Source organism: Halorubrum trueperi, from assembly GCF_042662525.1.
Lineage (GTDB): Archaea > Halobacteriota > Halobacteria > Halobacteriales > Haloferacaceae > Halorubrum > Halorubrum trueperi.
In genome coordinates this window covers 358,768-383,955 of sequence record NZ_JBHSXI010000012.1, presented here as the reverse complement: position 1 = coordinate 383,955, position 25,188 = coordinate 358,768, and the positions used below count along the sequence as shown (strand labels likewise).

At 68.4% G+C, this 25,188-nt stretch carries 22 protein-coding genes; 9 read left to right on the top strand and 13 right to left on the bottom strand.

Going from position 1 to position 25,188, the window contains the following annotated elements:
• Positions 1 to 221: 221 nt before the first annotated feature.
• The 6 genes from ACFQEY_RS12315 to dacZ form a co-directional block, all read right to left on the bottom strand.
• Positions 222 to 1,727 (bottom strand): cryptochrome/photolyase family protein, encoded by a 1,506-nt coding sequence (locus tag ACFQEY_RS12315; protein ID WP_379768934.1) that lies wholly within the window; start codon positions 1,725 to 1,727, stop codon positions 222 to 224.
• Positions 1,728 to 1,796: 69 nt separating this feature from the next.
• Positions 1,797 to 4,292, bottom strand: a complete 2,496-nt coding sequence (locus ACFQEY_RS12310) for a DEAD/DEAH box helicase (RefSeq protein WP_379768931.1) — start codon at positions 4,290 to 4,292, stop codon at positions 1,797 to 1,799.
• A 152-nt stretch (positions 4,293 to 4,444) separates the two neighbouring features.
• Positions 4,445 to 5,104 (bottom strand): GNAT family N-acetyltransferase, encoded by a 660-nt coding sequence (locus ACFQEY_RS12305; protein ID WP_379768929.1) that lies wholly within the window; start codon positions 5,102 to 5,104, stop codon positions 4,445 to 4,447.
• 94 nt (positions 5,105 to 5,198) lie between these two features.
• Positions 5,199 to 6,254: a PAS domain-containing sensor histidine kinase gene (locus ACFQEY_RS12300; protein ID WP_379768926.1), complete on the bottom strand. Its 1,056-nt coding sequence runs from the start codon at positions 6,252 to 6,254 to the stop codon at positions 5,199 to 5,201.
• A gap of 223 nt (positions 6,255 to 6,477) precedes the next feature.
• A complete protein-coding gene (locus ACFQEY_RS12295; RefSeq protein WP_379768923.1) occupies positions 6,478 to 7,266 on the bottom strand; it encodes a mechanosensitive ion channel family protein in 789 nt (262 codons plus the stop codon).
• Between the two features lie 5 nt (positions 7,267 to 7,271).
• Positions 7,272 to 8,081, bottom strand: coding sequence for a diadenylate cyclase DacZ (dacZ, locus tag ACFQEY_RS12290; RefSeq protein ID WP_379768921.1), 810 nt, complete (start codon positions 8,079 to 8,081; stop codon positions 7,272 to 7,274).
• 178 nt (positions 8,082 to 8,259) lie between these two features.
• Between dacZ and ACFQEY_RS12285 the strand changes: the two genes are divergently transcribed.
• Positions 8,260 to 9,372: an aldo/keto reductase gene (locus ACFQEY_RS12285; RefSeq protein WP_379768918.1), complete on the top strand. Its 1,113-nt coding sequence runs from the start codon at positions 8,260 to 8,262 to the stop codon at positions 9,370 to 9,372.
• A gap of 99 nt (positions 9,373 to 9,471) precedes the next feature.
• Here ACFQEY_RS12285 and ACFQEY_RS12280 read toward each other — a convergent pair whose 3' ends face one another.
• On the bottom strand, positions 9,472 to 9,642 hold the full coding sequence (locus tag ACFQEY_RS12280) for an HVO_0758 family zinc finger protein (protein WP_379768916.1): 171 nt from the start codon (positions 9,640 to 9,642) through the stop codon (positions 9,472 to 9,474).
• Between the two features lie 341 nt (positions 9,643 to 9,983).
• On the opposite strand from ACFQEY_RS12280, the gene ACFQEY_RS12275 reads away from it, so the two are divergent.
• The 6 genes from ACFQEY_RS12275 (at position 9,984) to ACFQEY_RS12250 (ending at position 14,818) form a co-directional block, all read left to right on the top strand.
• Complete coding sequence (locus ACFQEY_RS12275; RefSeq protein ID WP_379768914.1) at positions 9,984 to 11,159, top strand: MFS transporter; 1,176 nt, start codon at positions 9,984 to 9,986, stop codon at positions 11,157 to 11,159.
• 143 nt (positions 11,160 to 11,302) lie between these two features.
• Positions 11,303 to 12,592, top strand: coding sequence for a glycosyltransferase family protein (locus ACFQEY_RS12270; protein ID WP_379768912.1), 1,290 nt, complete (start codon positions 11,303 to 11,305; stop codon positions 12,590 to 12,592).
• A gap of 2 nt (positions 12,593 to 12,594) precedes the next feature.
• The gene (locus ACFQEY_RS12265) at positions 12,595 to 13,143 is read left to right on the top strand and encodes a DUF7109 family protein (RefSeq protein WP_379768910.1); all 549 of its coding nucleotides are present in this window, start codon (positions 12,595 to 12,597) and stop codon (positions 13,141 to 13,143) included.
• Between the two features lie 127 nt (positions 13,144 to 13,270).
• Positions 13,271 to 13,969, top strand: a complete 699-nt coding sequence (locus tag ACFQEY_RS12260; RefSeq protein WP_379768908.1) for a hypothetical protein — start codon at positions 13,271 to 13,273, stop codon at positions 13,967 to 13,969.
• A 24-nt stretch (positions 13,970 to 13,993) separates the two neighbouring features.
• Entirely contained in the window at positions 13,994 to 14,410 is a 417-nt protein-coding gene (locus ACFQEY_RS12255) for an MPN domain-containing protein (protein WP_379768906.1), read from the top strand.
• Between the two features lie 81 nt (positions 14,411 to 14,491).
• Positions 14,492 to 14,818, top strand: coding sequence for a hypothetical protein (locus ACFQEY_RS12250; RefSeq protein WP_379768904.1), 327 nt, complete (start codon positions 14,492 to 14,494; stop codon positions 14,816 to 14,818).
• Between the two features lie 56 nt (positions 14,819 to 14,874).
• Here the strand turns inward: ACFQEY_RS12250 and ACFQEY_RS12245 are convergent, their stop codons facing one another.
• The 3 genes from ACFQEY_RS12245 to ACFQEY_RS12235 form a co-directional block, all read right to left on the bottom strand.
• Positions 14,875 to 15,180: a PRC-barrel domain-containing protein gene (locus ACFQEY_RS12245; RefSeq protein WP_379768902.1), complete on the bottom strand. Its 306-nt coding sequence runs from the start codon at positions 15,178 to 15,180 to the stop codon at positions 14,875 to 14,877.
• Between the two features lie 154 nt (positions 15,181 to 15,334).
• On the bottom strand, positions 15,335 to 17,605 hold the full coding sequence (locus tag ACFQEY_RS12240; protein WP_379768900.1) for an LUD domain-containing protein: 2,271 nt from the start codon (positions 17,603 to 17,605) through the stop codon (positions 15,335 to 15,337).
• Positions 17,598 to 18,182, bottom strand: coding sequence for an LUD domain-containing protein (locus ACFQEY_RS12235; protein ID WP_379768898.1), 585 nt, complete (start codon positions 18,180 to 18,182; stop codon positions 17,598 to 17,600). Before ACFQEY_RS12235 ends, ACFQEY_RS12240 begins: the two co-directional genes overlap by 8 nt.
• 177 nt (positions 18,183 to 18,359) lie before the next feature.
• Between ACFQEY_RS12235 and ACFQEY_RS12230 the strand changes: the two genes are divergently transcribed.
• Entirely contained in the window at positions 18,360 to 21,425 is a 3,066-nt protein-coding gene (locus ACFQEY_RS12230; RefSeq protein WP_379768896.1) for an FAD-binding and (Fe-S)-binding domain-containing protein, read from the top strand.
• 9 nt (positions 21,426 to 21,434) lie between these two features.
• Here the strand turns inward: ACFQEY_RS12230 and ACFQEY_RS12225 are convergent, their stop codons facing one another.
• Both ACFQEY_RS12225 and ACFQEY_RS12220 read right to left on the bottom strand, forming a co-directional pair.
• Entirely contained in the window at positions 21,435 to 22,526 is a 1,092-nt protein-coding gene (locus tag ACFQEY_RS12225) for a DUF5787 family protein (RefSeq protein ID WP_379768894.1), read from the bottom strand.
• A 73-nt stretch (positions 22,527 to 22,599) separates the two neighbouring features.
• Entirely contained in the window at positions 22,600 to 23,046 is a 447-nt protein-coding gene (locus ACFQEY_RS12220; RefSeq protein ID WP_379768892.1) for a bis(5'-nucleosyl)-tetraphosphatase, read from the bottom strand.
• 223 nt (positions 23,047 to 23,269) lie between these two features.
• Between ACFQEY_RS12220 and ACFQEY_RS12215 the strand changes: the two genes are divergently transcribed.
• A complete protein-coding gene (locus ACFQEY_RS12215; RefSeq protein ID WP_379768890.1) occupies positions 23,270 to 23,602 on the top strand; it encodes a 30S ribosomal protein S10 in 333 nt (110 codons plus the stop codon).
• A 45-nt stretch (positions 23,603 to 23,647) separates the two neighbouring features.
• On the opposite strand, the gene ACFQEY_RS12210 is transcribed toward ACFQEY_RS12215, so the two are convergent.
• On the bottom strand, positions 23,648 to 24,997 hold the full coding sequence (locus ACFQEY_RS12210) for an MFS transporter (protein WP_379768888.1): 1,350 nt from the start codon (positions 24,995 to 24,997) through the stop codon (positions 23,648 to 23,650).
• Between the last annotated feature and the right edge of the window lie 191 nt (positions 24,998 to 25,188).

Below are 25,188 nucleotides of genomic sequence, written 5' to 3'. Positions count from 1 at the left end.
GCCCGGAGGGCGCGAGGAGCCCGCGAGGTCGAAGGCGGCCGCAGTAAGCACTGCAAGGAGTGAGCGCAGCGTACGACTGAAGCGCGCAACAAGGCCCCCGAGTAGCGAGGGCGACCGAAGAGAGCCCTCCGTTGCGAGCGGTGAAACCGCGAACTCTTCGCGCCTGGGGCTTTGGAGCTGTTCGCCGTCACAGCAACGACGTACCTCTCAACATCTCCCGCTTATTCCTCCGGATCCTCGCCGCGCGCCCGCTTGTACATCTCGAGTGCTTCCTCCCGGCGCTCGGAGTGGTCGACGATCGGCGCGGGATACTCGGGGGCCGCGTTCGCGCGCTGCGTGGTCGACAGCTCGTGCCACTCGTGGATCAGGTCGGCGTCGAGTCCTCGCATCTCCGGCACATACTCTTTTATGTACGCCGCCTCGGGGTCGTACCGCTCCCCCTGCGTCATCGGATTGAAGATCCGGAAGTAGGGCTGTGCGTCGGTCCCCGTCGAGGCCGCCCACTGCCAGCCGCCGTTGTCGTTGGCGGTGTCGTGGTCCGCCAGTCGCTCGCGGAAGTGCTCGTAGCCGTGCCGCCAGTCGGCGAGCAGGTCCTTCGTGAGGAATGAGGCGACGATCATCCGCACCCGGTTGTGCATGAACGCCTCCTCGCGAAGCTGGCGCATCCCGGCGTCGACGATGGGGTATCCCGTCTCACCGCGCTTCCACGCAGCGATCTCCTCGGAATCGTCGCGCCACTCGATTCCCTCCTCGTACGTCTTGTAGTTCGCCGTCACCACCTCGGGATTGTGATAGAGCACCTGCGCGTAGAACTCCCGCCACGCGAGCTGCTGTTGGAACTCCTCGATGCTCTCGACGTGCTCCTCGGGACGGTCGCTCGACTCGGCCGTCTCCATCGCGCGCTCGGTCGCCTCGTAGGCCTCGCGCACGCCGATTTCGCCGTACTTCAAAAAGGCCGACATGCGGGAAGTCGCCTCGCGGGAGGGATAGTCCCGATCCTTGCCGTACGCGAACACCGCCTCCGAGAGGAACGCGTCGAGCCGGTCTCGTGCCGCCTCGGTTCCGGCGAGGCCGACTTCGGCGTCGGCCTCTGAAAAGCCCAGATCGCCCGGCGCGGGGAGGTCGCCGACGGCGACGCGGTCGGCCGCCACGCCGCCGTCTGTGCGGGCGTCGGTCGACGCCCCATCCTCGGCTCCGACCGCCGCCCGCAGCGCCTCCGCGTCGAGAAAATCCGCGGAATCGGGGGTCGCCGCGGGCGGGTCCGTCTCGCGGTCGGTCCACTTCCTCCAGTAGTAAGTGTACACCGAGTACGGGTCACCGGCGTTGGTTCGGATCGAACCGGGCTCGTGGAGGACGGCGTCGTGGTGCGCCTCGCGGGCGATTCCGGCGCTGTCGAGGGCTCGACGGACCGCGGCGTCGCGCTCGCGGGCAAGTCCGGTGTAGTCGCGGTTCCAGACGACGCGGTCGGCGTCGAGGCCGTCGGCGAGTGACGGGAGGACGGATTCCGGGTCGCCGCGCGCGACGAGGAGGTCGCTCTCGCGGTCGCGGTACGCGTCCCGCAGTACGGCGAGGCCGTCGAGGAGTCGCCGGACCCGCACGTCGCTCGCGTGGTCGAGCACGTCCGGGTCGAAGACGAAGACTCCCGCGGCCTTCCCCCGATCGGCGGCGGCCGCGAGCCCCACGTTGTCCGCGATCCTGAGGTCTCGTCGGTGCCAGAACAGTTCCATGGGATCGGATCGCCCGCGACGACCGTGAAACCACCGGCGGCGGACGGTGGATACGACCCGGGACTCCGACTACTCGTCAGCAGTCAGCGCTTTCAGCAGGTACACCGCGGGTGCCTTCGCAAGCGGCTCGTTGGCGTTGCCGCAGTGGGGCGACTGGACGCAGGCCGGGCAGCCGCCCTCGCACCCGCAGCCGTCGATGAGCCGCGCGGTGCGGGCGAACAGCTCCTCGACCCGCTCGTGGCCCCGCCGCGCGAGTCCAACCCCACCGGGGTGGCCGTCGTAGACGAATACGGCCGGTGAGTCCGTGTGGGGGTGATAGGGCGTCGAGATGCCGCCCACGTCTGCGCGGTCACAAAGCAGGTGAAACGGGAACAGCGAGATGATCCCGTGTTCGGCGGCGTGAATCCCGCCGTTGAACGCGTGCTCGCCGCTTGGCGGGGACTCGGGTGATTCGTCGTCGGCGTTGCGTGCGGAGTCGGCGTCGCTTGCGGCGTCGGTGTCGACGTTGCATGCGGTGTCGGCGTTGCATTCGGTGTTAGCGTCGCTTGCGGCTTCCGCGTTGTTCGCACCGTCGCCATCTTCCATGCGACCGCCGATCACACGCATCTCCGACTCGATATCCCCCGGGACCGGGAAGTACAGCGCCTTCGTCCGCAGCGTCGTCTCCGGGAGGTCCAGCGTCGACTCGCCGAGCGATTCGCCGGACGCGGCGTCTTTCCGGACGAATCCAGTGATCTGCTCCGTGACGGTCACGTCCGCGAACCTGACGGGAACGTCCGGCCGAGCCGAGAGTTTGCGCTCGCCGAGGTCCTCGTTCACGACGATGTCCTTCTCAGAGAGCGTCCGCGTGTAGTAGTCCGCCCACGACGACTGCAGTTCGGCCACGTCGCGATCGAGATCGAGGGTCGTCACTTCGTAGGTGCGGCCCTGGTGGTGGTAGATCGCGCCGGGGTGCGCGTCGCGGAGGGCGTCACCGAATCCGAGAGTGGCAATCGTTTCGTTGCGCGAGACGTCGATGAGGTCGATCTCGCGGTCTCCGGCGGTCCGCAGACTCACCGACTGCTGCGGGCTCGACGACCCGCCGTGGGTCCATCGCGTTCCTGCGGCGACCTCCCGCCTGTCGAGGACGCCCTCGTCCGTCAGGTCCGCGACGACGCCCGGAAACGCCTCGCCGAAGAACGTCTCGTCGGCGGGCGAGAGCCAGCTCTCGTCGGCCGCGCAGGCGACGTGACTCGGGAGCAGCCGGCCGTTCTCGGGGTCGCAGATCGCGTCCTCCGGCGGGGCCTCGAAGAAGTCCGCGGGGGTCCGCATCAGGTACTGGTCGAGCTGGTCCTCGCCGCCGACCATCACAACGAGTGCGGGTTCGTCGCCACGGCCGGCCCGCCCGGCGCGCTGGTACGCCGACATCCGGGTTCCCGGGTAGCCGTCGAGGAGCACGGCGTCCAACCCGCCGACGTCGACGCCGAGCTCCAGCGCGCTCGTCGACCAGACGCCCCGCAGATCGCCGGAGTGAAGGTCCGTCTCGATCTCTCGGCGGCGGTCGTCCGTCAGCGCGGCCTGGTACGCGCCGACCGCTCCGGCGAGGTCGCGCTCCCCTCGATCGCGGAGGTCGCTGGCGCTGTCGGTCGCGTACTGCTCTGCGGTCTGTCTCGCCCGCGTGAACGCCAGCGTCTGCGCACCGTCGGTCACGAGGTCACAGAAGAGCCGTTTGGTCTCCGCGTGGCTCGACTTCCGCCGGCCGCTGCCGCGGTCCGCCCATTCGTCGTCGTACTCCGGCGGATTCCACAGCACCCAGTCGCGCGGTCCGCGACCCGACGCGTCCTCGTCGACGAGCGTTATCCCGCCGGGGTCGCGGCCCGTCACCGCCGCGACGTGTTCGACGGGGTTGTTGATCGTCGCCGAACAGCAGACGAACCGGGGGTTCGACCCGAACCGCTCGCAGGTGCGCGCGAGCCGACGCATGGTCAACGCGACCTGCGAGCCGAACACCCCGCGGTAGCTGTGGACCTCGTCGACCACGACGTACTCCAGCGACGAGAAGAACCAGTCCCACAGTCGCCCCGCGTACGGTAACAACGCGTAGTGTAGCATGTCCGGATTCGACAGCAACACGGTCGGCTCGCGGTCTCGCACGTCGCGCTTCTCGCGTCGCGAGAGTCGCCCGGTGTACGACTCGACCGCGACGCCGCTCCCGAACCCGAGGCCGTGAGCGAGCGTCGACAGGGATTCCTCCTGGTCCGCGATCAGCGCGTTCTGCGGCCCGATGTAGAGCGTTCGACCACCGCGATCCATCGCCGCTTCGAAGGCGGGAACGGTGTACGCCAACGATTTTCCGCTCGCAGTCTCGGTGGCGAGCACGACGTCGTCGCCTCCGCGGACCGCCTCGATCGCGTCGGCTTGGTGTTCGTACAGTCGGTCGACTCCGCCCTTCGAGAGCGCGTCGGCCATCCGGGGCGCGAGGTCAACGTCTGCGAAGCGGGGCTCGCGGGCGGGAAGACGTCGGTGCTCCGCGATCTGTCCCTCGTAGAACGGTCGGCTCCGAAGCCACTCGATGGCGTCCTCCACGGCTACAGTTCCGTGAGGGACGGTCGTGCCTAACGGTTGTGGTCGCTGCGGGTGTGGGTCGCTGCGGGTGTGGGTCGCTGCGGGTGTGGGTCGCTGTGGGTGTGGGTCTCTGGGGCCGTCGCGGTCGACACGGCCGGCGGCAAGGGACCGACTCAGTCGTCAGCAGGCGCGGGAGGTTGGCCGTCGCCTCTCGGATTTACCGCAGCCGGCTCGGCGGGCCCCTCGCGCACGATCGGCGGCCAGCTGGACTCGATCGCGATCGGACCGTCGAGGTCGAGTTCCATCCGAATGTCACCGCGGCGGTCCGCGAGGCGGAACCCCACGGACCGATAGACGCTGCGCGCGACCCGGTTCCCGCTCTCGACGTGGAGTTCGAGCCCCTCGCGTCCCGCCGCCGCGGCGTCGGCGATGACGTGTCGACAGAGCTCCGTCCCCACCCCGCGACCCTGCATCTCGGGGTGGACGAAGACGGCGAGTCCGGGACGGGCGGCATCGGTCGGCGTGTACATCGCGTGGCCGAACAGCTCGCCGTTCCGCCCGGCGACGACGTCGCTCCCGTCGGCGAGCATCGTCTCCAGCCACTCCGCCCGGCGGCTCCGGGTCACCGGCGGGAGCCCCTGTGCGCGGTCCGCCGTTCCGAACCCCTCGTACATCTCCGCGAGGGCAGCAGCGTCCTCGCGTACCGCGGGGCGGATCGTCCACCAAGCCCCCTGCTTGTCCACGAAGCGCGGACAGCGCGGCGGGCAGTGAACCGTCCCCTCGCACTCGCTGCCGTCCCATCCCTCGCAGGCGGCGGTGGCGTCGCGGTTCATGTGCATCGCTCGGTTCTCCGCGGGGTTATATCGTGATCGCCGCTCCCGCTGCGTGGGAACGGGAAGAGGGAGACGGGGGGTGCGCGTCGCGGCGTTACTCGACGCCGGACGTCGGCTCGGCGGCCTTCGGCAGCGAAACGGAGACGACGTTCCCGCGCGGGTCGTTCTCCCCGAAAGATAGCTCGCCTCCGAGCGACTCTACGCACCACTGCATCACCCACAGGCCGACGCCGGTGCCGTGGAACGTGCTGCTGGTCTCGACGTCCTCTCGGAGCACCTCGATTTCCGTGCTCGGGATCGATGGCCCGTCGTCGGCGACCCGGATCACACCTTGGCCGTTCGCCTCGTCGTCGACGACGGAGACCCTCACTGTCGGCGACTCCCGGTCGTTGTGCTCCACGGCGTTCCTGAGCGCGTGGTCGATCGCGTACCTGACTCCGGCGTCGGCGACGACCCAGACCTCTCCGGGGACGTCGACAGCAATATCGGCCGCCGGGAACTCGTCGCGCGCCTTCTCGACGAGCGACCGGACCACCGCTCCGAGTTCGGTCGGCGAGCGCTCCGTCGCGTCCGGCTCGGCGATCTCCTCGATCTGCTTGACGGAGTCGCTGAGTCCCCCGACTTCCGTCGTGATGTTCACGATCGTCTGGATCTCGCGTTCGAGCGTTTCATCTTCGACGGCCCGTCTGACCCGGTCGGCGTAGCCCATGAGCACGTTCGTCTTATTCCGCAGATTGTGTCGAATGACGCGGCTGAGCAGCCGCAACCGTCGCTCACGCGCCCGCGACTCGGTGACGTCCCGGACTTCAGAGATCACGCAGGCTCGCCCGTCGATCGTGGTCGGGCTCAGGTGGATTCGCACCCAGCGGAGCTCGTCGTTGGCCCGCTGGATCTGCCAGTCGAACGCCTGCCGTTCGCCGTCGGCCGCGCGCTGTATCAAACGGAGCGCAGCCTCTTGTGAGAACCGCGTCGAGGGAGCGGTGTAGTCTCCAACCTCCATCGTCCGGAGATCCGCTGCCGAGTAGCCGTACAGCTCCTCTAGGCGGGGGTTGACATCGAGTATCTCTCCCGCCTTCGGGTCGTGAAGGTTGATGCCGACCGACAGATCGTCGAATACCTCCGGAAGCCTAACCGCCGCGGAATCGCTCATGAAAGATATAACTTAAATAAATCCATATGCGTATCTGTTCAGGTAACGGTTGACTGCAGCAGAAGTATGTATATAATTAATTCGGTGTGTAAGTAATCTCAACCGACATGTGGAGCGGTTCCGACTCGGCGAGGACATCGGTCTCAGCGTGGACACCGTGTGCGGTGAGAACAGCATGCCCGGTGAGGATATCGTACTCGATGAGGCGTCGCGTGGTGGCGACTCACTCCCGGATCAACACGATCCCGTCGCGGAACACCGAGTGGTTCGGAACCACGTGTTCCTCGCCGTCGGCCTCGATTCGGGTGACGAACAGGTCGACCTCCTGGACGATCCCCCGCTCGCCGGCGACCCGCACCTCGTCGCCGATACCGTACGGCTGTCGCAGGAGGAGAAAGACGCCGGCCGCGGCGGACGCGACGAGGTCCTTCGTGGCGAGCGCGGCGAACAACACGACTGCGAGCGCGTACGCCGCGAGCAGCACGACGAGCGCCACCGTCTGGACGCCGACCTGTCCGAGCGCGATGAGCGCGGCGACGTACACGACGCCGTACTTGACGAGCGGCGGTAACACGCCGAGCTCGGGGAGCTTGATCCCGCGGAGTCGCTCGGCGACGAGGAGCTCGGCCTTGTCGCCGACGACGATTCCGACGATGAGGACGACGACGGCGACGAACAGACGCGGGAGGAAGGAAGCGACGTCCGACCAGAACTGCTCCAAGTAGTTGACGTCGGCGACGGTGAGTGCGACGATGACCGCGACGGCGAGGATGAAGTAGCTGGACAGCTGGGCGAGGATCCCCACCGTCGACGTGTCGAACTCGCGGGCGGTGCGCTCGAAGGCCGTTCCCTCGATCACCTCGGGGACGCCGGCTCGGATCAACAGCCGCCGATTGATCACGCCGACGAGGTATGCACCGATCAGTCCCACGACCAGCACGAACAGGGCCAGCCAGAACCGGTTCGGCACCGTGGCGGCGACCTCGGAGAGGGCGCTCGTGACCGAAGACATCGGTATCAGTACTCCTCCGGATCGATCTCCAAGACGAGCTCTCCCGACTTAAACGCCCGCACGAGCCCGTCCGACTCCGAGAGCACGATCGCCGTCGCGTTCGTGTCCCGGGTGATGGCTCCCCCTGCCATGTGGCGCGCACCGAGCCCCTTCGGGATGTCGACGCCCTCCGCGCCGGGTTCGAGGTACCGGTACGCCGAGACTATCTTCCCGGAGTCGGAGACGACGAACGCGCCGTCGAGCCGGGAGAACTCCTTCAACATCACGTTCACGATGGGATCCCCGACGTGGACGTGCGACTTCTCGAAGGGGTTGTACGACAGCGGACGGGACTTGTTCATCACCTTTCCCGCGTCGCCGACGACGAAGAGCGCGCCGACGGGCTTGCCCTTCTGGCCCTTCTGCCCGAGTTCGATCGCGACTTCGAAGACGTCGCGGATGACGCTCGGTTCGGCCCGGGAGTTGACGAACAGGTCGTAGATTCCGGTGTGAATCGTCTCGTCGACGGTGACGCGGATCACCGCGTCGGAGCCGCCGTCGAAGACGGAGGCGATGCAGACGACCTCGTCTCCCTCGGCGACCAGCTCGGCGTCCATCGCGCCCTCGATGCCGAACCGAATGCGGTCCTTGACGTTGTCGAACGGGAGGGGAAGCTCGACGAACACCTCGGCGTCGACGTCGTTGTCGGGGGCGACGACGACAATCTCGGCGTCGTCGTCGGCGAATCGGTCGTGGAACGAGCTCGTCGGCGAGAACAGCAACACGGCGTCGGCGTCCTCGACGAGGCCGGACAGGTGATCGGTGAGTGACGCCATTACCCGACGTAACTCCCGGCCGACGTATAGTCATTGTGTCGACGTCGTACGCACGTCCGACGCGGATTCTCGACGGACGATACTCGGCGGAGTATACTCGACGGACGATACTCGGCGGAGTATACTCGACGCGCTCGCGCGCTGTTTTTATCCACCGGGGACGAGTCACCGAACGAACATGGCGACCCGAGAGGCCCTCTGGGGCTACCGCGACGAGTTCGGCGACGCCTTCGGACGGACCTACTTCCGACGCTTCGGCCCCGGCGTGGCCTCCAGCATCGGGATCGGAACGTACCTCGGTGACCCGACCGCCGCCGTCGACGACGCCGCCCGTAAGGCGATAGCCCTCGCGCTCCGGTCCGGGGTGAACCACGTCGACACCGCGGCGAACTACCGGTGCGGCCGCGCCGAGCGCGTCGTCGGCGAGGCGGTCCGCGCCTCGCCGATCGATCGCGACGCGATCGTCGTGGCGACGAAGGGGGGATTCCTCCCGTTCGACGGCGAGCGCCCCGACGACCCATCCGCGTACGTTCGCGAGCGCTTCGTCGAGCCGGGAATCGTCGACCCCGCCGACCTCGCGAACGGCGCGCACGACATCGCTCCGGACTACTTGGAGTGGTCGCTCGATCGCTCCCTGGACCGGCTCGGGACAGACTCGGTCGACTACTACTACGTCCACAACCCGGAGACGCAGCTCTCGGTGCGGTCCCGAGACGAGGTTTACGACGCGCTCGAAGCCGCCTTTCGGGTCCTCGAACGCCGACGCGTGGCCGGCGACGTCGGGGGCTACGGCGTCGCGACGTGGCGCGCCTTCCGCGTCGCCGAAGGCGAGGGCCCCTATCTCTCGCTCGCCGAGATCCACGCGCGCGCCGAGGCCGCAGGCGAGGCAGTCGGTCCCGACGACGACCACGGATTCGAGGCGATCCAGCTCCCCTTCAACGTCGCCATGGCGGACGCGTTCACGCGGGCGAACCAGCGGGCACCGGCGATCTCACCGGACGGTCCGCCCATCTCGACGCTGGAGTTCGCCCACGAAGCCGGTCTCTCAGTCGTGACGAGCGCGAGCATCGGGCAGGGAGACCTCGCCGCCGAGGGCGCGATCCCGGCCGACGTCGACGCGACGCTCGCGGGCGACACCGCGGCCCAGCGGGCGCTCAACTTCGCGCGGAGCGCGCCGGGCGTCACCTCGTCGCTCGTGGGATCGACAGACCCCGCGCACGTCCGCGAGAACGTCGCCGCCGGAACGTTCGACCCGCTCGGCGCGTCCGCGTTCGACGCCGTCTTCGAGTGAGAGGACGAGCTCTTCGAGTGAGTCACGAAACATTCCAGAACGAAAACAGAAACGAGGCGCGGAGGGCGTCGACGGCGATACCGAAGCGGGATCGAGCGGTCAGCGAAGCTCCTTGAACGTCTCGCCGCACTCCGGACAGACGCGGACGGAGAACACCTCGTCGGGGTCGTTCCGCTTTTTCAACACCTGTTCGCACTCGGCGCAGTTCAGTCGCTCGTAGGTGTCCTTGAACAGGTCGCCGTCACGGAGCCCCTTGCGCGTCGATTTCATGTTTGATGATTGGTCGTCGGTGGGTATAAAAACCCCGTACGACGCGAGTCGGACGGAACGGACGTCGGAGGCCGGGATCGACACCGGCGACCGGAACCGACGGTGGCGGCCTGGATCGACGCCGGAAGCCGGAATCGACACCGGCGACCGGAACCGACGCTGGCGGACAGGGCCGACGCCGACGGCCGGAACCGGCGGTGGCGGCCAGGATCGACGCGAGTCGGGTGGGTCAGGTGGATCGCGGCGTCGATCGGGGCGATCGCACCAGTGTCGCACCGTGTTCGCAACACTTCGCGCGCCGCTTTCGCAACGCTTGTCTCCCGGTACCCCTAACGACGCCCGTGTCACGGACCCGGCTCTTCGGATCGCTGTGTGCCCTCGTCTTCCTCGTCAACTTCGCGCGCGTCGTGTTCGCGCCGCTCGTGGGGGAGTTCATCGGCGAGTTCTCGATCGGCGAGGGGACCGCCGGTCTCATCGTCACGCTCGCGTGGCTCGGCTCGGCAGCGCCGCGGCTCCCGGCGGGCTGGGCGCTCACCCGCTTTTCCCGCCAGGTGGTTGTCCTCGTCTCCGGCGCGATGCTGACCGTCGGCGCGCTCGGCGTCGCGCTGGCACCCGGCGTGGCGACGCTGATGATCGCCGCGTTCGCCGTCGGATGCGCCTCGGGCGTGTACTTCGTCGCCGCGAACCCGCTCATCGCGGAGCTGTTTCCCACTCGCGTCGGTCGCATGATGGGCATTCACGGGATGGCGAGCCAACTCGCCGCGGTCGCCGCCGCGCCGGTCGTCACGGTCGCACTCTGGTACGACTGGCGGCTCGCCTTTTACGGGCTCGCACTCGCCGCCGCCGCCTCCACCGTCGTTTTCGTCGCGTTCGCCCGCCGTTCGGAGCTCCCCGACGCCGGCGCGAGCGACACCGACTTCGTCGGCGGCGCGCTCTCGGAGTGGAAGCTGATCCTTGCGGGCGTCGTTCTGATGGGGCTCACGAGCTTCGTCTGGCAGGGTCTCTTCAACTTCTACGAGCTGTACATGATCGACAAAGGGATCGCGCCGGCGACCGCCCGAAACCTGCTGACGGTGATCTTCGCCGCGGGCGTCCCCGCGTTCCTCGTCTCCGGCGACCTCGCGGACCGGCTCCCGCACGTCCCGTACCTGCTCGGAATCGTGTCGACGTTCGTCGCGAGCGTCGTCCTCGTCGTTGCCGCCTCGGGGATCGCCGCCGTCGTGGCCGCGAGCGTCGCCGTCGGCTTCACCATTCACATGCTGTTTCCCGCCGGCGACACCTACCTGCTGGCGTCGCTGCCGGACGAGTCCCGTGCGTCCGCGTACGCGGTGTTCTCCGCCGGGATGATGACGACGCAGGCGGCCGGCTCCTGGGTCGTCGGCGAGGCGGTCGAGGCCGGCGCTGACTACGACGCCGTCTTCCTCGCGCTCGCCGCCGGGCTCGGCGCACTGGTCGTCGGGTACGCGGTCTTGGAGCGGTTGGGTCGCGTGCCCGGCGGCGCGGCCGGAGCCGTCTGACCCGATTCCTCCGTCGCTCTCGGGACCGACCTCGATTCCTCCGTCAAGTTCGGGACCGTCCTCGATTCCTCCGTCAAGTTTGGGACCGGCACGGGCCGCGGGTATCGCACCTATTTAGGGCGTCCCGCACCTGTACGTCGGTAATGGAGTACGTTCAAGAGCGCGTGACGACGCTGCACGCGTTGACCGACCACCGGCCGGACGCCCCCACCGACCGGGCGGCGGTCGTGGTGCCGATGACGGAGCGCGAGTACGGCACGCTCGCGGCCGAACGCGTTCTGAGCGCGCTCGAAACGGTCGCCCCCGCACGCGTGATCGTCCCCCTCCGCGCCCCCGCCGAACGGGTCGGTCCCTTCGTCCTGTGGCTCGACGGGTTTGACATCGACGTCGAGACGCTCTGGTGTGACGGCCCCCGCCTCGCCGACCTCCTCGCGGACCGCGGACTCGACGGGGATCGCGGGAAGGGCCGCGACGTGTGGCTGGGGATCGGGCGCGCCTTCGACGAGGAGTTCGTGGTCGTTCACGACGCCGACACGAAGACGTACTCGCCGGCGTTCGTGAACCGACTGCTGTTCCCCGTGTCCCGGGGTCACTCCTTCTCGAAGGGGTATTACGCCCGCGTGGAGGACGATTCGCTGTACGGGCGGCTCTTCCGGCTGTTCTTCCGGCCGCTCGTCCGCGCGCTCGCCGACGGAGGCGTCGCCGAGCGCCGCCGAGCCGTGAGCGAATCCAGAAGCGAACCCGGAAGCAAACCGGGAGGCGAATCTGGACGCAAATCCGCGGTCGACGGTCGCGGCCCGGGAATCGTGGAGTTCCTCGACTCGTTCCGCTACGCGCTCGCCGGGGAGTTCGCGGCGACGACGGACCTCGTCTCTCGACTCCGCGTCCAGCGCGGGTGGGGGTTGGAGGTTGGGACGCTCGGCGAGGCCTTCAAACACGCCGGCTTCGCGAACAGCGCGCAGGTCGACCTCGGCCGGTACGAGCACGACCACCGCTCAGTCGACGGGCCCACGGGGCTCGCGGACATGAGTCGGGCAGTCGGCGCGGCGACGCTCCGCGCGGTCGAGAACGCGGGCGTCGACGTCGACTACGGAACGCTCACCGAGCGCTACCGCGAAGCGGCCGCCGGGCTTGTCCGCGGGTACGAGACGGACGCCGCGTTCAACGGGCTCTCGTACGACCGCGAGGACGAGCGCGCGCAAGTGGAGACGTACGCCGACGCGCTCGGCGAACCGGGACCGGACACCCGGTTGCCGGCGTGGCGCGACGCGCCGATCGCGCCCGGCGAGGTCGCCGGGGCGGCCCGCGCAGACGTGGCCGACGCGACGGCGGAGCACTGCGGAGCCGAAGTGAGGGACGCTGGGCGGTTGCGCTCGAACGGCCACCACCCCCCGACGAGACGCGGTTCCGACGCCGCGCCGGGGGAGGACTGAGGATGTCGAGCGACGACGAAACGCCTAGCGTCGCCGCCCGCGACGACCTCGCGGGGGTCGTCGACCTGTTCGACTGGCTCAGCCGCGACGAACTGTCGCGAGCGCTCTCGGAGCTCGCGTTCAAACAGCGCGCCGAAGTCGACGAGGAAGCCATCGCCGCCGCCATCGACGTCGCCGTCGCGGAATACGCGCTCGCGCCCGCGCCGCCGGAGGCGCTCTCGGAGGGGGGCGAGACGCCCGAATCGGGCCACGAGCGCGATACCGACGGCGACGCCCTGGCGCTCGCGGTCGGTCCCGCGGCGTTCCCGTCGCTTCCCGACGACGCCGCCGACCTCCCGCACATCCTCGACATTCCCGAGCGCGGCGTGGACCGCGAGGCCCTGTCGAGCGCCGTGCTCGACCGGCTGTCCACGGACGCGACTCGGGCCATCGAAGCCGAGGACGCCGCGCGGTTAGAGACCCTCGCGGACGTGACCTACGATGTGGAGGCGTGGGCACCGGTGGACGCGGACGGGATCCGCGAGCGGATCGTCGACGCTCTGGATTCATGAGGACCGTTGCGCGCTGGACTCGCGAACGGTCGCGACGCGGATAGTCCGACCCACCGGGCCAGCCGGTCACGAGATCCGCCGTCGATCCGGGAGACGGGTTGAAAGGGATCCGGGCCGAACGATCGGTATGCCACTGAAAGCGGACGGCGAAGCGGACCTCCACGAGATCGATCGGTTCGAGGGAGGTGTCGGGTGGATCGCGTACCCCCAGGAGGGGATGGAGCGGGCGAGTCACGCTATCGCGGTCCCGAACGCGGAAAGCGAAACCGACGACGTGTGGCTGTTCGATCCGGTGGACGCGCCCGGCCTTGACGACCTGCTCGCGGAGCTCGGCACGGTCGCGGGCGTCGTCGTCGGGTTCGATCGACACCGACGCGACAGCGCCGCGATCGCCACCCGCCACGAGGCGGCCGTCCACGTCACCGAGTGGATGACCGGGGTCGCCGACGAGCTGAACGCGCCGGTCGAGCGCTTTGGCTCTCGGCTGGCGGACTCGGGCTTCGAGGCGTTCCGGATCCGCGTCTCCTCGCTGCCGCCGTGGCAGGAGGTGGGGTTCTTCGACGGCGAGACTCTGATCGTCCCCGAATCGCTCGGCTCCGCGTCGTACTTCCGCGGCGCTCGCGAGCGCCTCGGGGTCCACCCGATGCTCCGACTGACGCCCCCGATCGGTGCGCTCTCGGGGCTGAATCCGGAGCGCGTGCTGGTCGGCCACGGCGTCGGCGTGCACGACCGTGCGGCCATCGCCGTCGAGGACGCGCTATCGGGATCCCGCCGCAAGGCACCGGGGCTGTACGCGAAGGCCCTGCGCTCCGCGCTCGGTATCTGAGCCCATGACCGGTATTCGATCGTCGTGATCCACGTCACTCGCGACCTGTTGACGGTCCTGCTCGAACGCGCCGCCGAGCGCGACCCTGACGGGGTCGCCCTTCGGCTCTCGTCGACGCCCGCCGGCGAGTTCGAGACCGACACGGGACTGGATCCGGCGACACCCGTGTTGACGCACTTCACGCCCGCGGGCGTTGGCGGATCGGTGACCGCGGTGTTCGGCGTCGACCTCGGGACGCCCCCGGGCCGCGGCGGAGCGCGGTTCCTCTCGCACCCGAGCGGGTTCCTCGGCGTGTCGAGAACCGACGATCTCGCGGCGGTCGTGCTCGTCGCGATCCCGCCGTACGACGACGATTCGGTCGCGGCGTTCGACCGCGCAGGCGACGGGATCGAACTCGTCGTTCTCGACGCAGTACCCCCCGAGGAGTCGATTCCGGAGTGAGCGATCCCCCGAGCCGTCCGGTCTCGAAGAGCGACTGAACGAACATGGGTTTGAAGCCTCCGGAGCGAGTAGGACTCGCCGATGGCAGCACGCCCACCCGGCGGCGGCGGATCCTCCGAACCGGAGGCGATCGAGTTCGGAATCGCCGTGCTCGACGCCCGGATCGAGGAGGCGAACGTGTCGTTCCCCGCGACGGGCGAGGAGATTCTCGACGCCCTCGACGATCGCGAGATCCCGTACGACGCCAAGGGGCGGACGGTGGCGCTATCGGCCGCACTCGACGAGATCCCGCAGCGCGAGTTCGAGAACGAGACGGAGCTCCTCGATGCGCTTTATCCGGTGTTCGACCGAAAGCGACGGGAGGGCGGCGGGTTCATCTCGAACCTGCGGGACGCGCTTCCCTTTTAAATAATCTCGGCGGGACGGGTTGCCCTCCCGTTACACACTCTCGGCGAGCGACTCGGTTAGGCCGTCTGCGACCCGGCCTCGGCCTCCGGCTCATCGGACCCGGTGTCGAGTCGCTCGATGACGTCGTTGACCAACACGACGTCGCCGACGGCACGGACCCAACGGTACGGGACGATGACGCCGGTGTTGCCCTCGACGCGCCCGGCGAACAGCTCGCGGTTGAGTTCGGCGAGCGCGAGGCCGGTCACGGCCTGCGCGTCCAGATCGAGCCGAACGTCCTCAATCTCGCCGACGAAAACGCCATTGTTCGAGTACACCTCACGGCCGACGAGTGACGTGATCTCCTGCGGAGCAGCGTTCATATGCGATACGGTCACGAGCGCGCCTATTAAGCGTTCGTTGTCGAACGACGCCCGTCAGACGAGATCCGCAGTCCGGCATCCCTTCAGACGGGAGCCGCGATACGTCACCGCCTCCGACGGTTCTCCGATGGCTCCTCGATGGCTCCCCGATGGTTCACTCTCGTGGCGCGATCACTTCGATTGGGTGCATCGGGGTATCGCCTAGCAGCGCGTCGAGCTGCTCCGTGCAGGACGTGCCGGCGGCGACGACGGTCCGGTCCGCGTCGCCGAACTGCTCGCGGAGCGGCTCGCCGACGTCCATGCTCAGTTCGTAGTAGTCCGCCTTGTAGCCGAACGATCCGGCCATCCCGCAACACTCGGTGTCGGAGACGCGCACGTCGTATCCGAGCCGTTCCATCACCGCGGTGGCGTGCTCACCCACGCCGATCGTGCGGGCCTGACAGTGCGGATGGTACGCGATCCGCTCGCCCGACGTGCCCGACGTGCTGGGGCCGGCCCCCTCGGTCGATGTCCGCAGAACCCCCGGATCGCCGCCGTTCTCCAACAGACCGAAGAGATACTCCATCACGTCGTAGCTGGCCTCTGCGAGCCGCTGATAAGAGGATTCGGGGAGGAACCGCTCGTACTCGCGGCGGAACATTCCGAGGTCGCTCGGCTCGACGACGACCACGTCGCGACCGGCGTCGACGTGGGTCGCGAGACCGGCGTACACGTCCTCGGCAGACGATCTCGCGGTCGAGACCATCCCTTGTGAGAGCGGCGGCCGGCCGCTCCCGGGAAGGTCCGGAATCTCGACGCTGACGTCGAGCGCTTCCAGCGCGCGCACGGCCGCCTTCCCGCGGTCGACGTCGACGTAGTTCGTCGCCGTGTCGGGGTAGAGCACGACTTCGCGGGTCGCCGACTCCGACGGGACCGCGGCACCGCCGCGCGCCTCGAACCAGTCGACGAGCGATTCGTGCGCGAACTCGGGGAGCTCGCGCCGGCGGTCGATCCCGGCGACGCGCTCGGCGATCGCTCGGAGCGGACCGGCGTCGGCGAGGCGGTTCGCGATCGGTGCGGTCCGGCTCCCCCACTTCGCGAGCGCCTCGTAGTTGCCGACGAGCCGGGTGCCCAGATCGAGCCCGGCGGGCTCCCCGTCCGGTACCAGCTCCTCGAACACCCAGTCGGTCTGACCGGGGTCGACCTCGTCTCGATTGATCCGGTCGCGGACGACCGTGTTTATCCACGGGATGTCGATCTCGACCGGGCACGCCGGGACGCAGCGCGAGCAGCCGGTGCACAGATCGTTGAACTCGGCGGCGACGTCGAGCCCCTCGATGCCGGCCTCCCAACCGGTGGCGATGCCGCCGGAGTACGTCTCGCCGCCGAACGCGTGGCCGCCGACGCTCTGGAAGTTTCCGCAGGCGTTCGAGCAGGCGGAACACCGGATGCAGTACAGCGTCTCTTTCAGCTCCTCGTCCTCGCGCATCGCCATGCGGCCGTTGTCGATGAGGACGAGGTGGAAGTCGCGGTCGACAGCCTCGTCCGAACCCTCGTCGTCGTGGATTCGATCGTCCGCGAGGGTCTCGTCGTCGTTTCGGAAGTCCGGTACCGGCGAGTCGACGGGGGGAGTCAGCGTGGAGATGTAGGAGGTCACGTCCTGTCCGGTTCCCGACCGACCGATCAGCTCGACGAACGGCGCGAAGTCCTCGACGGTCGGGACTATCTTCTCGACGCCCGCGACCGCGACGTGCGTGTCCGTGGCGGTCACCGTCTTCCGGGCGTTGCCCTCGCTCGTGACGAGCATCACGGTCCCCGAGTCGGCCGAGATGAAATTCGCGCCGGTCATCCCCACGTCGGCGTCCTCGATCAGTTCGCCGAGCCGCTCGCGGGCGAACATCGTCAGCTCCTCGGCGGTCTCGGGCGGATCGTCGAGGTCGAACCGCTCCGCGAACAGCTCCGCGATCCCCTCACGGGACTTGTGGATCGCCGGCGCGACGATGTGCGAGGGGGCCTCGTCGGCCACCTGGAGCACCCACTCGCCGAGGTCGGTCTCGACGACCTCGACGCCGGCCGCCTCCAGCGCCTCGTTCACTTCGATCTCCTCGGAGGTCATCGACTTCGATTTGACGAGCCTGTCGGCGTCGCGCTCCTCGGCGGCCACCTGGGTGACGTACCGATTCGCGTCCGCGGCGTCATCCGCGAGGTAGACGGTCCCGCCGTTGGCCTCGACTGTCTCCGTCACCTCGTCGATCAGCTCCGGGAGCCGGGCGATCGCGTCCTCCTTTATGCTCCGGGCGTCCCCTTTGAGGTCCTCGTAGTCGTCGAGCCGCCCCGTCGACTCGTACCGTCCGGCGTTGAAACCGCGAGTGTTCTCGGCGACCGCGTCGCCCTCGGTCGCCATCAGCTCGCGGATTCGATCTGCCTTCGAGACGTCGCTACTCATCGCTCGCCTCCCCTTCTTGTTCCTCCTCCCCTTCTTGCTCCTCCTCCCCTTCTTGCTCCTCCTCCCCTTCTTGTTCCTTGTGCCCTTCTTCCCGAAGCAATACCACGTGGACCTCCTTGGGACCGTGCGCGCCGTGGACGAGCCCGCCCATGTCCGCGGTGGCGCTCGGGCCGGTCGCGAACACGACGTCGACGGACTCGTCGCGGGTTCGCGGACCCAGCCAGTCGAACGCGTCGGGCACGTCGGGGACGAGGTCGCGCTCGCGGAGGATCACGACGTGGCGGTCGACGAAGAGCCCGATCGGCTCCGTCCCGGCCGCGTCGGCCTCGATCGCGACGCTCCCGTACTCGGCCACCCCCAGCGACGCGTCGGTGACGCCCGTGTGGGCCGCGCGCAACTCGGCGGTCGTCGGGTTCGTCTCGATCCGGTCTGGAAGCGCTCCGTCGACGATCCCGACGGCGGGATCGCCCGCGGCGTCGTCCACCAACTCCCTACACGCGTCCTCGGGCCCTTCGCTGACGGTGACCCCGAGGGAATCGAGCCGACGCTTGAACGTCGTTCGGTCGGCGAGTGACATACGAGACCATCCGACGGGACGTATATGTGTGTTGTGCCGATCGTTCGTGACGGTCCCGCGGGGGCGATCCGTGACGCACTTCCGGGCGGCGCGTGCCGCGGCTCGACCGGCTCGCGCGTGGCCGGCATCCTCGCCGACGTCAAGAGGTTTTTGACCGTTCGACCGTGACAGATGTGCATGGCAACCAACACGCCGGACCCGCGAGACGGGGGGAACTTCGATTACACCGGGGGCGAGATCGAGCGTCCGGAGCTCGTCGAGGCCCTAGACGACCGGGTCGACGGCGACGTGCGGTTCGACGAGTACTCCAAACGGATGTACGCGACCGACGCCTCGGCGTACGAGGTCACGCCGATCGGCGTCGTGATCCCGGAGTCGACCGAGGACGTCGCCGCGGTACACGAGTACTGCTACGAGCAGGGAATTCCGGTACTCCCGCGCGGAGGCGGCACGTCGCTCGCGGGCCAGACCGTCAACGAGGCGGTCGTCCTCGATCTCTCGGGATCGATGGACTCGATGCGGTCGACAGACCCAGAGGCGGCGACTGCACGGGTGCAGGCCGGCGCGTACGTCGGCGATCTCAACGCCGCGGTCGAACCCCACGGGCTGAAGTTCGCGCCCGACCCGGCGTGGCGGGACAAGTCCGCGGTCGGCGGCGCGATCGGCAACAACTCCACCGGCTCGCACTCGCTGAAGTATGGGAAGACGGACCACTACGTCGAGGAGTTGGAGGTCGTGCTCGCGGACGGGACGGTGGCGACGTTCGGCGAGGTCGCCGTCGACGACCTGCGCGAATCCGCCGACTCGAACGCCGACGACCTCCTTCCACGGATCCACGCGGAGGTCGTCCGGATCATCGACGAGAAGGCCGACGAGATCGACGAGCGGTTCCCGGAGATGAAACGGAACGTCTCCGGGTACAACCTCGATCGCCTGCTCGCGGACTACCGCGGCGAGTACGGCGAAGAGGGGGTCGTCAACCTCGGGCGACTGATGGCCGGCAGCGAAGGGACGCTCGCGACCGTCACCGAGGCGACCGTCTCGCTCGTCGAAATCCCCGAAACGAAGGCGGTCGCCCTCCTTACCTACGACGACCTGCTCGACGCGATGAAGGACGTCTCCCCGATCCTCGAACACGACCCGGCGGCCGTCGAGGTGATGGACGACGTCCTGTTGGGGCTCGCCGCCGAGACGCCGGAGTTCGAGGAGGTCGTCGGGCTGCTTCCCGACGGGACCGACTCCGTCCTCTTGGTCGAGTTCTACGCGGAGAGCGACGACGAGGGGCGACAGAAGGTCGCCGACCTCGTCGCGGACCGGGCGGGCGAGGAGGGCGGGCGAACCCGTCCCGAGACGGAGTTCGACCCGAGCGACGGCGCCGCCGACATCACGAGCCAGCCGCGCCGCGTCGTCGACGCGATGGAGGCGCACGATCCCGAGGATCGCGACCGCTTCTGGAAGATGCGCAAGTCCGGGCTCCCGATCCTGCTTTCCCGCACCACCGACGAGAAGCACATCTCCTTCATCGAGGACTGCGCGATCCCGCCGGAGCACCTCCCCGAGTACACCCGCGAGTTCCAGGAGATATTGGAAGACAACGGCACCTTTGCGACGTTTTACGCGCACGCCGGCCCGGGCGTGCTCCACATCCGGCCGCTGATCAACACGAAGAACGTCGAGGAGGTCGACGCGATGGTCGACATCGCGGACCGCGTCACCGACGCCGTCGTCAGACTCGGCGGGAGCGTCTCCGGCGAACACGGCGACGGCCACGCGCGGACCCAGTGGAATCGGAAGCTGTACGGGGACGACCTCTGGAACGCCTTCCGCGACCTCAAGACCGCCTTCGACCCGGACTGGCTGCTCAACCCGGGGAACGTCTGCGGCGACTTCGACATGAGCGAGAACCTCCGGTTCGACTCGGAGTACGAGTACGACGCCGGCTTCGACCCCGCGATGGAGTGGGCGATCGACAACGGGATGCAGGGAATGGTCGAACTCTGTCACGGCTGCGGCGGCTGCCGCGGCCCGCAGGAGACCACCGGCGGCGTGATGTGTCCGACCTACCGCGCCTCCGAGGAGGAGATACAGGCGACCCGCGGACGAGCGAACATGCTCCGCGGCGCGATGAGCGGTGAGATCCCGGATGACCCGACCGAGGACGAGTTCGTCACGGAGGTGATGGACCTCTGTGTCGGCTGTAAGGGCTGTACGAAGGACTGCCCGAGCGGCGTCGACATGGCGAAGCTCAAAGCCGAGGTCGAGCACGCCCACCACGAGGAACACGGGATCGACCTCCGAACCCGACTGCTCGGGAACTTCGAGTCGCTCGCGCCGATCGGATCGACGCTCGCGCCGCTCTCGAACCTCCCCGGGAAGCTCCCCGGTGCCGGCCTCGTCGCGGAGAAGGTCCTCGGAATCGCCGCCGAGCGTGACCTCCCCACCTTCCGCTCGGAGAGTCTGACCGACTGGTTCGAGGCGCGGGGCGGCGCTGGGGTCCCCCGCGACGAAGCCGACCGCGACGTGCTGTTGTTCCCGGACGTGTACACGACCTACACGAACCCAGGCGCGGGCAAGGCCGCGGTGCGCGTGCTGGAGGCCGCGAACTGCCACGTTCGGATCCCCGACGTCGACGGTAGCGGCCGCCCGCCCCACTCGAAGGGGATGCTGGAGAAGTCCCGGGCGGCCGCCGCGGACGCGGTCGAGACGCTCGCGCCCGACGTCGCAGACGGCTGTGACGTGGTCGTCGTCGAGCCGACGGACGCCGTCATGCTCCAGTCCGACTACCACGACCTCCTCGACGGCGACGCCAGCGCGGTTCCCGACGAGGACGTCGCGAGCGTCTCGGCGAACACCTACGGCGTCATGGAGTACGTCGACGCCCACCGGCTCGACGAGGAGATCGACCTGGACGCGCCGACCGAGTCGCTCACCTACCACGGCCACTGCCACCAGAAGGCGACGAAGAAGGACCACCACGCGGTCGGCGTGCTCCGGCGCGCGGGGTACGGCGTCGACCCGCTCGACTCAACGTGTTGCGGGATGGCCGGCTCGTTCGGCTACGAGGCCGAGCACTACTCCATGAGCAAGGCCATCGGGCGGATCCTCTTCGACCAGGTCGCCGAGAGCGACGGCGACGAGGTCGTCGCCCCCGGCGCGTCCTGCCGGACCCAACTGAAGGAGCGCGACGGCGACGCTCCCGAGCCGCCTCACCCGGTCGAGAAGCTCGCCGCGGCGCTGGCGTAGGGTCCGAGCTTATTCGGATCCGGCGTCCCCGGCCCGATCCCGCCCGTGCTCGCCGTCCCCGGCCCGATTCCGCTCTCGCGTCCGCCGCCGATCGAGCACTCTCCTGAGCCCCTTCCCGGGGCCGCCCTCGATCGGCCACCCCTTCGTCCGCCACTGCGGGGGCTCGGGCGAGAACGACGGACAGGAGCCCGAACACTCCCGCGCCGTCGGGACCTTCGCCTTCGCCGCGCAGTGCGGAACGACGGCGCGCCCCTCGCGGCGGAGTTCGAAGTGGCGACAGTCCGGCCGCATCGTGTCGGCGTAGGAGCGCCAGCCCTTGCCGTAGGCGCGTTCGGCGATCTCCAGCCGACGGGTCACCGTTTCGGCGTCGCGGGAGGTGGAGCGGCCGCCGGATCCGCCGCGGTCGGCCGCGTCCTCGTCACCGACGCCGGCGCGGTCGGTCGGGCCAGGTGACAGGTCGCTCGGGTGCCACGCGACGTCCGCCGCGTCGTCGTCGACGCCCGCGGAGAAATCGGTCGCGAGGATCCCCGCCTCGACCGGCATCTCCCGAAGGAGGGCGGGCTCGACGCGCTCGCCGGTCGTTTCGGTCGCGAGCCAGACCTCGTCGGCGAGCGCGGTCTCGACGTCGTGATCGAGCTGGTCGGCGAGGGCGTCGGCCGCGGAGCGGTCGAGGTCCGGCTTGTTCTCGATCGCGACGATACGCTCCACCCAGTCAGGGTACGGTCGCTTTCGGCGAAGCTGGATCCGATTGTCCCGGCGGCGTTTCTCGATCAAGCTGCGGCCGGCGGCTCGGTGGACCGCCTGCCGGACGTACCGCCACGGGTAGCCGGGGTGGGGGAGCGCGTCGCGGTACCACGCCCAGTCGGCGGGCGCGTGGCGCACGACGTGGAGGAGATCCGAATCGATGGTCCGATCGCCGAAGCCGCGCCGCGCCGCGAACGCCTCGGGGTCGACCTCGATCACGACCGTATCCCAGCGGCGCGCCGCGGTGCCGAGCTGTCTGGAGACGATCGCCGGCCGCGAGCCGTCGCTCGGGTGCCACGTCAGCTCGGCGTACCGACAGACGAGGAGTTCGTAGCCGAACTCGGCGTCCGGAGTCACGGCCCAGATAGTTGGGGATAGCTTAAAAACGAACCGGCGGACGGCGGCGACCGCCTCGGCGTCCGCCGGCCGCTCAGACGTACTCGCCGCTCTCCTCGTCCTTCTGTTCGTCGAGGTACTCGTGGGCGTCTTCCAAGATCTCTCGGGGACCGTTTTGGGTGATCGTGTTGAGCGCTTGGTCGTAATCGCGCCACTGGAGGTCGCGGTGCTCGTTCGAGATCTCGGCGCTCGCTTCGAACGAGCGCGCGATGAACAGGTGGACCGTCTTGTGGATGGTGTTGCCGTTCGCCTCGAACACGTAGTCGTACTCCTTTCGGAAGCCGTCGATCAGCCGGAAATCCTCGATTCCGGCTTCCTCCGACACCTCCCTGATCGCCGTCTGCTGAAGCTCCTCGTCCCCCTCGACCCCGCCTTTGGGGAACTCCCAGTCCCCCGGTCGGCTCTTCAGGAGCAAGTACTCCCGTTCGCCGCGGGTGTCGCGGAAGAGGATGGCTCCAGCGCTGGTCGCTTCGACCGTCATTAGCGTCAGGTAAGCAAGCACCCCTAAAGAGGGTGTCGGACTCGCAACCGTACCGGCCGTTTCAGCCGTCATCGACGGATCTGCGCGCCGGTATTCGATCGCCGACGAACGGTGTATCCGACGGCGACCGCCGGATCAGACACGGAGCGGCACCGGCGGATCCCGCTCGCTTCGGTAGATGCGCTTTTAGCCCTCGGGCCACCATGAACGCACGACCCCCAGCATGACCTTCGTCACGAAACTCTCGTTCGCGTCCGGCGACCGCGACGTGCTCGCCGAGACCGTTCAAGAGCTCAAGGAGACGCTCGAACGCAAGGGAGCGGAGTGTAAGGGCCCGCACGCGACGCCCGCGGAGACCGTCCGCGTTCCGCTTTATAAGCATCTCCGCGCGGGCGACGAGTTTTCGCCGTGGACCTACGACGTGTACAAGCGCTCGATGGAGATCCACGGCGCAGACGACATCGCTCGCGGCGTCGTCGCTCGCGACTTCCCCGACTCGATCCACGTCGAGGTCGAGGTAGACCAGAAGAAACCGCTCGGACACCGGCGGGACTGACCTGCCATCGTTTCAGGTCACCCCGACGGAGCCGCGCGCCCTCGCTCAGTCGTCGTCGCCGGCAGCGACGATCCGCTCGCCGGAGACCAGCCAGCCGTCGTCGTTCGCGCGTGCGGCGACCCTCGGCTGGAACACCCACGCCGTGAGTCCGACGATCGGAAGCATCGACGCCCCGACGATGGCGTACCCGACGTGGAGGTTCGGCAGGAACGCGGCCGAAAAGGCGAGCGGATAGACGACGCCGCCGATCGTCCCGATCCCGCCGACAATCCCGGCGACTGACCCCGAGTTGTTGGGAAACATCGCGGGCACTTGTGCGAAGATTGCGCCCTCGGAGAACGCACAGCCGGTTCCGACGAGGAAGCCGGCGACGACGGCGACGTAGATGTTTCCCGTCAACCCGGCGGCAGTCATTCCGAACATCGACAGCACGACGAACGCGAGAGTGGCGAACGTCCATTGGTTACGGTACTCGCCCCTGAAGACGGGGAGGATGTCACGCTCGTTCCGCGCGAGGACGTCGCTGACGTAGCCGCCGATCGGTCTGAGGAGTCCGGCAGCGACTGAAAACGTCGCCGCGAACGTCGCCGCGATCACGACGTCGCCCTGCCCGAACGCCTCGCGGTAGTAGGTCCCGAGCCAACCGTTCATCGCGAGCTCCAGCCCGAAGGACATCACGTACGCCGCCGAGAGGACGACCGCGCCGTAGCGCGTGGCGATGAACCGCCACTGGTCCCAGCTGACGCCGGCCTTCGTCGCCTCACGCTTCGCCTCGCTTTTCGCCGCGTCGCCGAAGACGTAGTAGACGCCCCCGAGGAGAACGGCGAGGACTCCCGTATAAAAGAAGGCCGCCCGCCAGTTCGACGACGTCGCGAGGAACGTCGGGCCGAAGATAGGATCGACGTACGCCTCACCGAAGAGGCGAGGGAGCGTGAAGTAGGCACCGAGCCCGGCACCGGCGTTTCCCACGCCGGCGAAGATCCCCTCGGCAGTCCCGAGGTTTTCGTCTTCGAACCACTCCGCGACGTGTTGGATCCCGATAACGAAGGTGATCCCCGAAAGCGACGCGACGACTCGCGAGGCGGTGAACACCTCGTACGTCTGTGAGAACGCGCTGACGACCGCGAACGTTCCGACCGTGACGAGCGTGATGCCGCCCGTGACGTTCGCGCCGTAGCGGTCGGTCAGTGGCCCGATGAGAATGCGTCCGAGGGGAACCGCGACGACGGCGGCGCTCGCGACGATCCCGAGCTGCGCCACGGAGAGCCCGAACTCCTCGGCGATGCCGCCGGTGAACGGGGCGAACGAGAACCAGATGACGAACCCGAGGTTGAACATCGCGGTTGCGAGCAACAGGTTCCGGTATTTCCCGTACAAGAGGTCGGTCGGTTTCACGCCGAGGCACCTCCCGCGGGACGACCGGCGACCGTGGGACGGGTGCTGGCCGTTTCACGCGGATCGGACCGTTGCTCCGACCGGAGCGCACGATTCGACGGAAATCCACCGTCGTCGGATCCGAGATCCCACAATGGACTCGAATAAAATTGGTCGTACATGAGTTTTCTCACGTACCAACAGCATACATT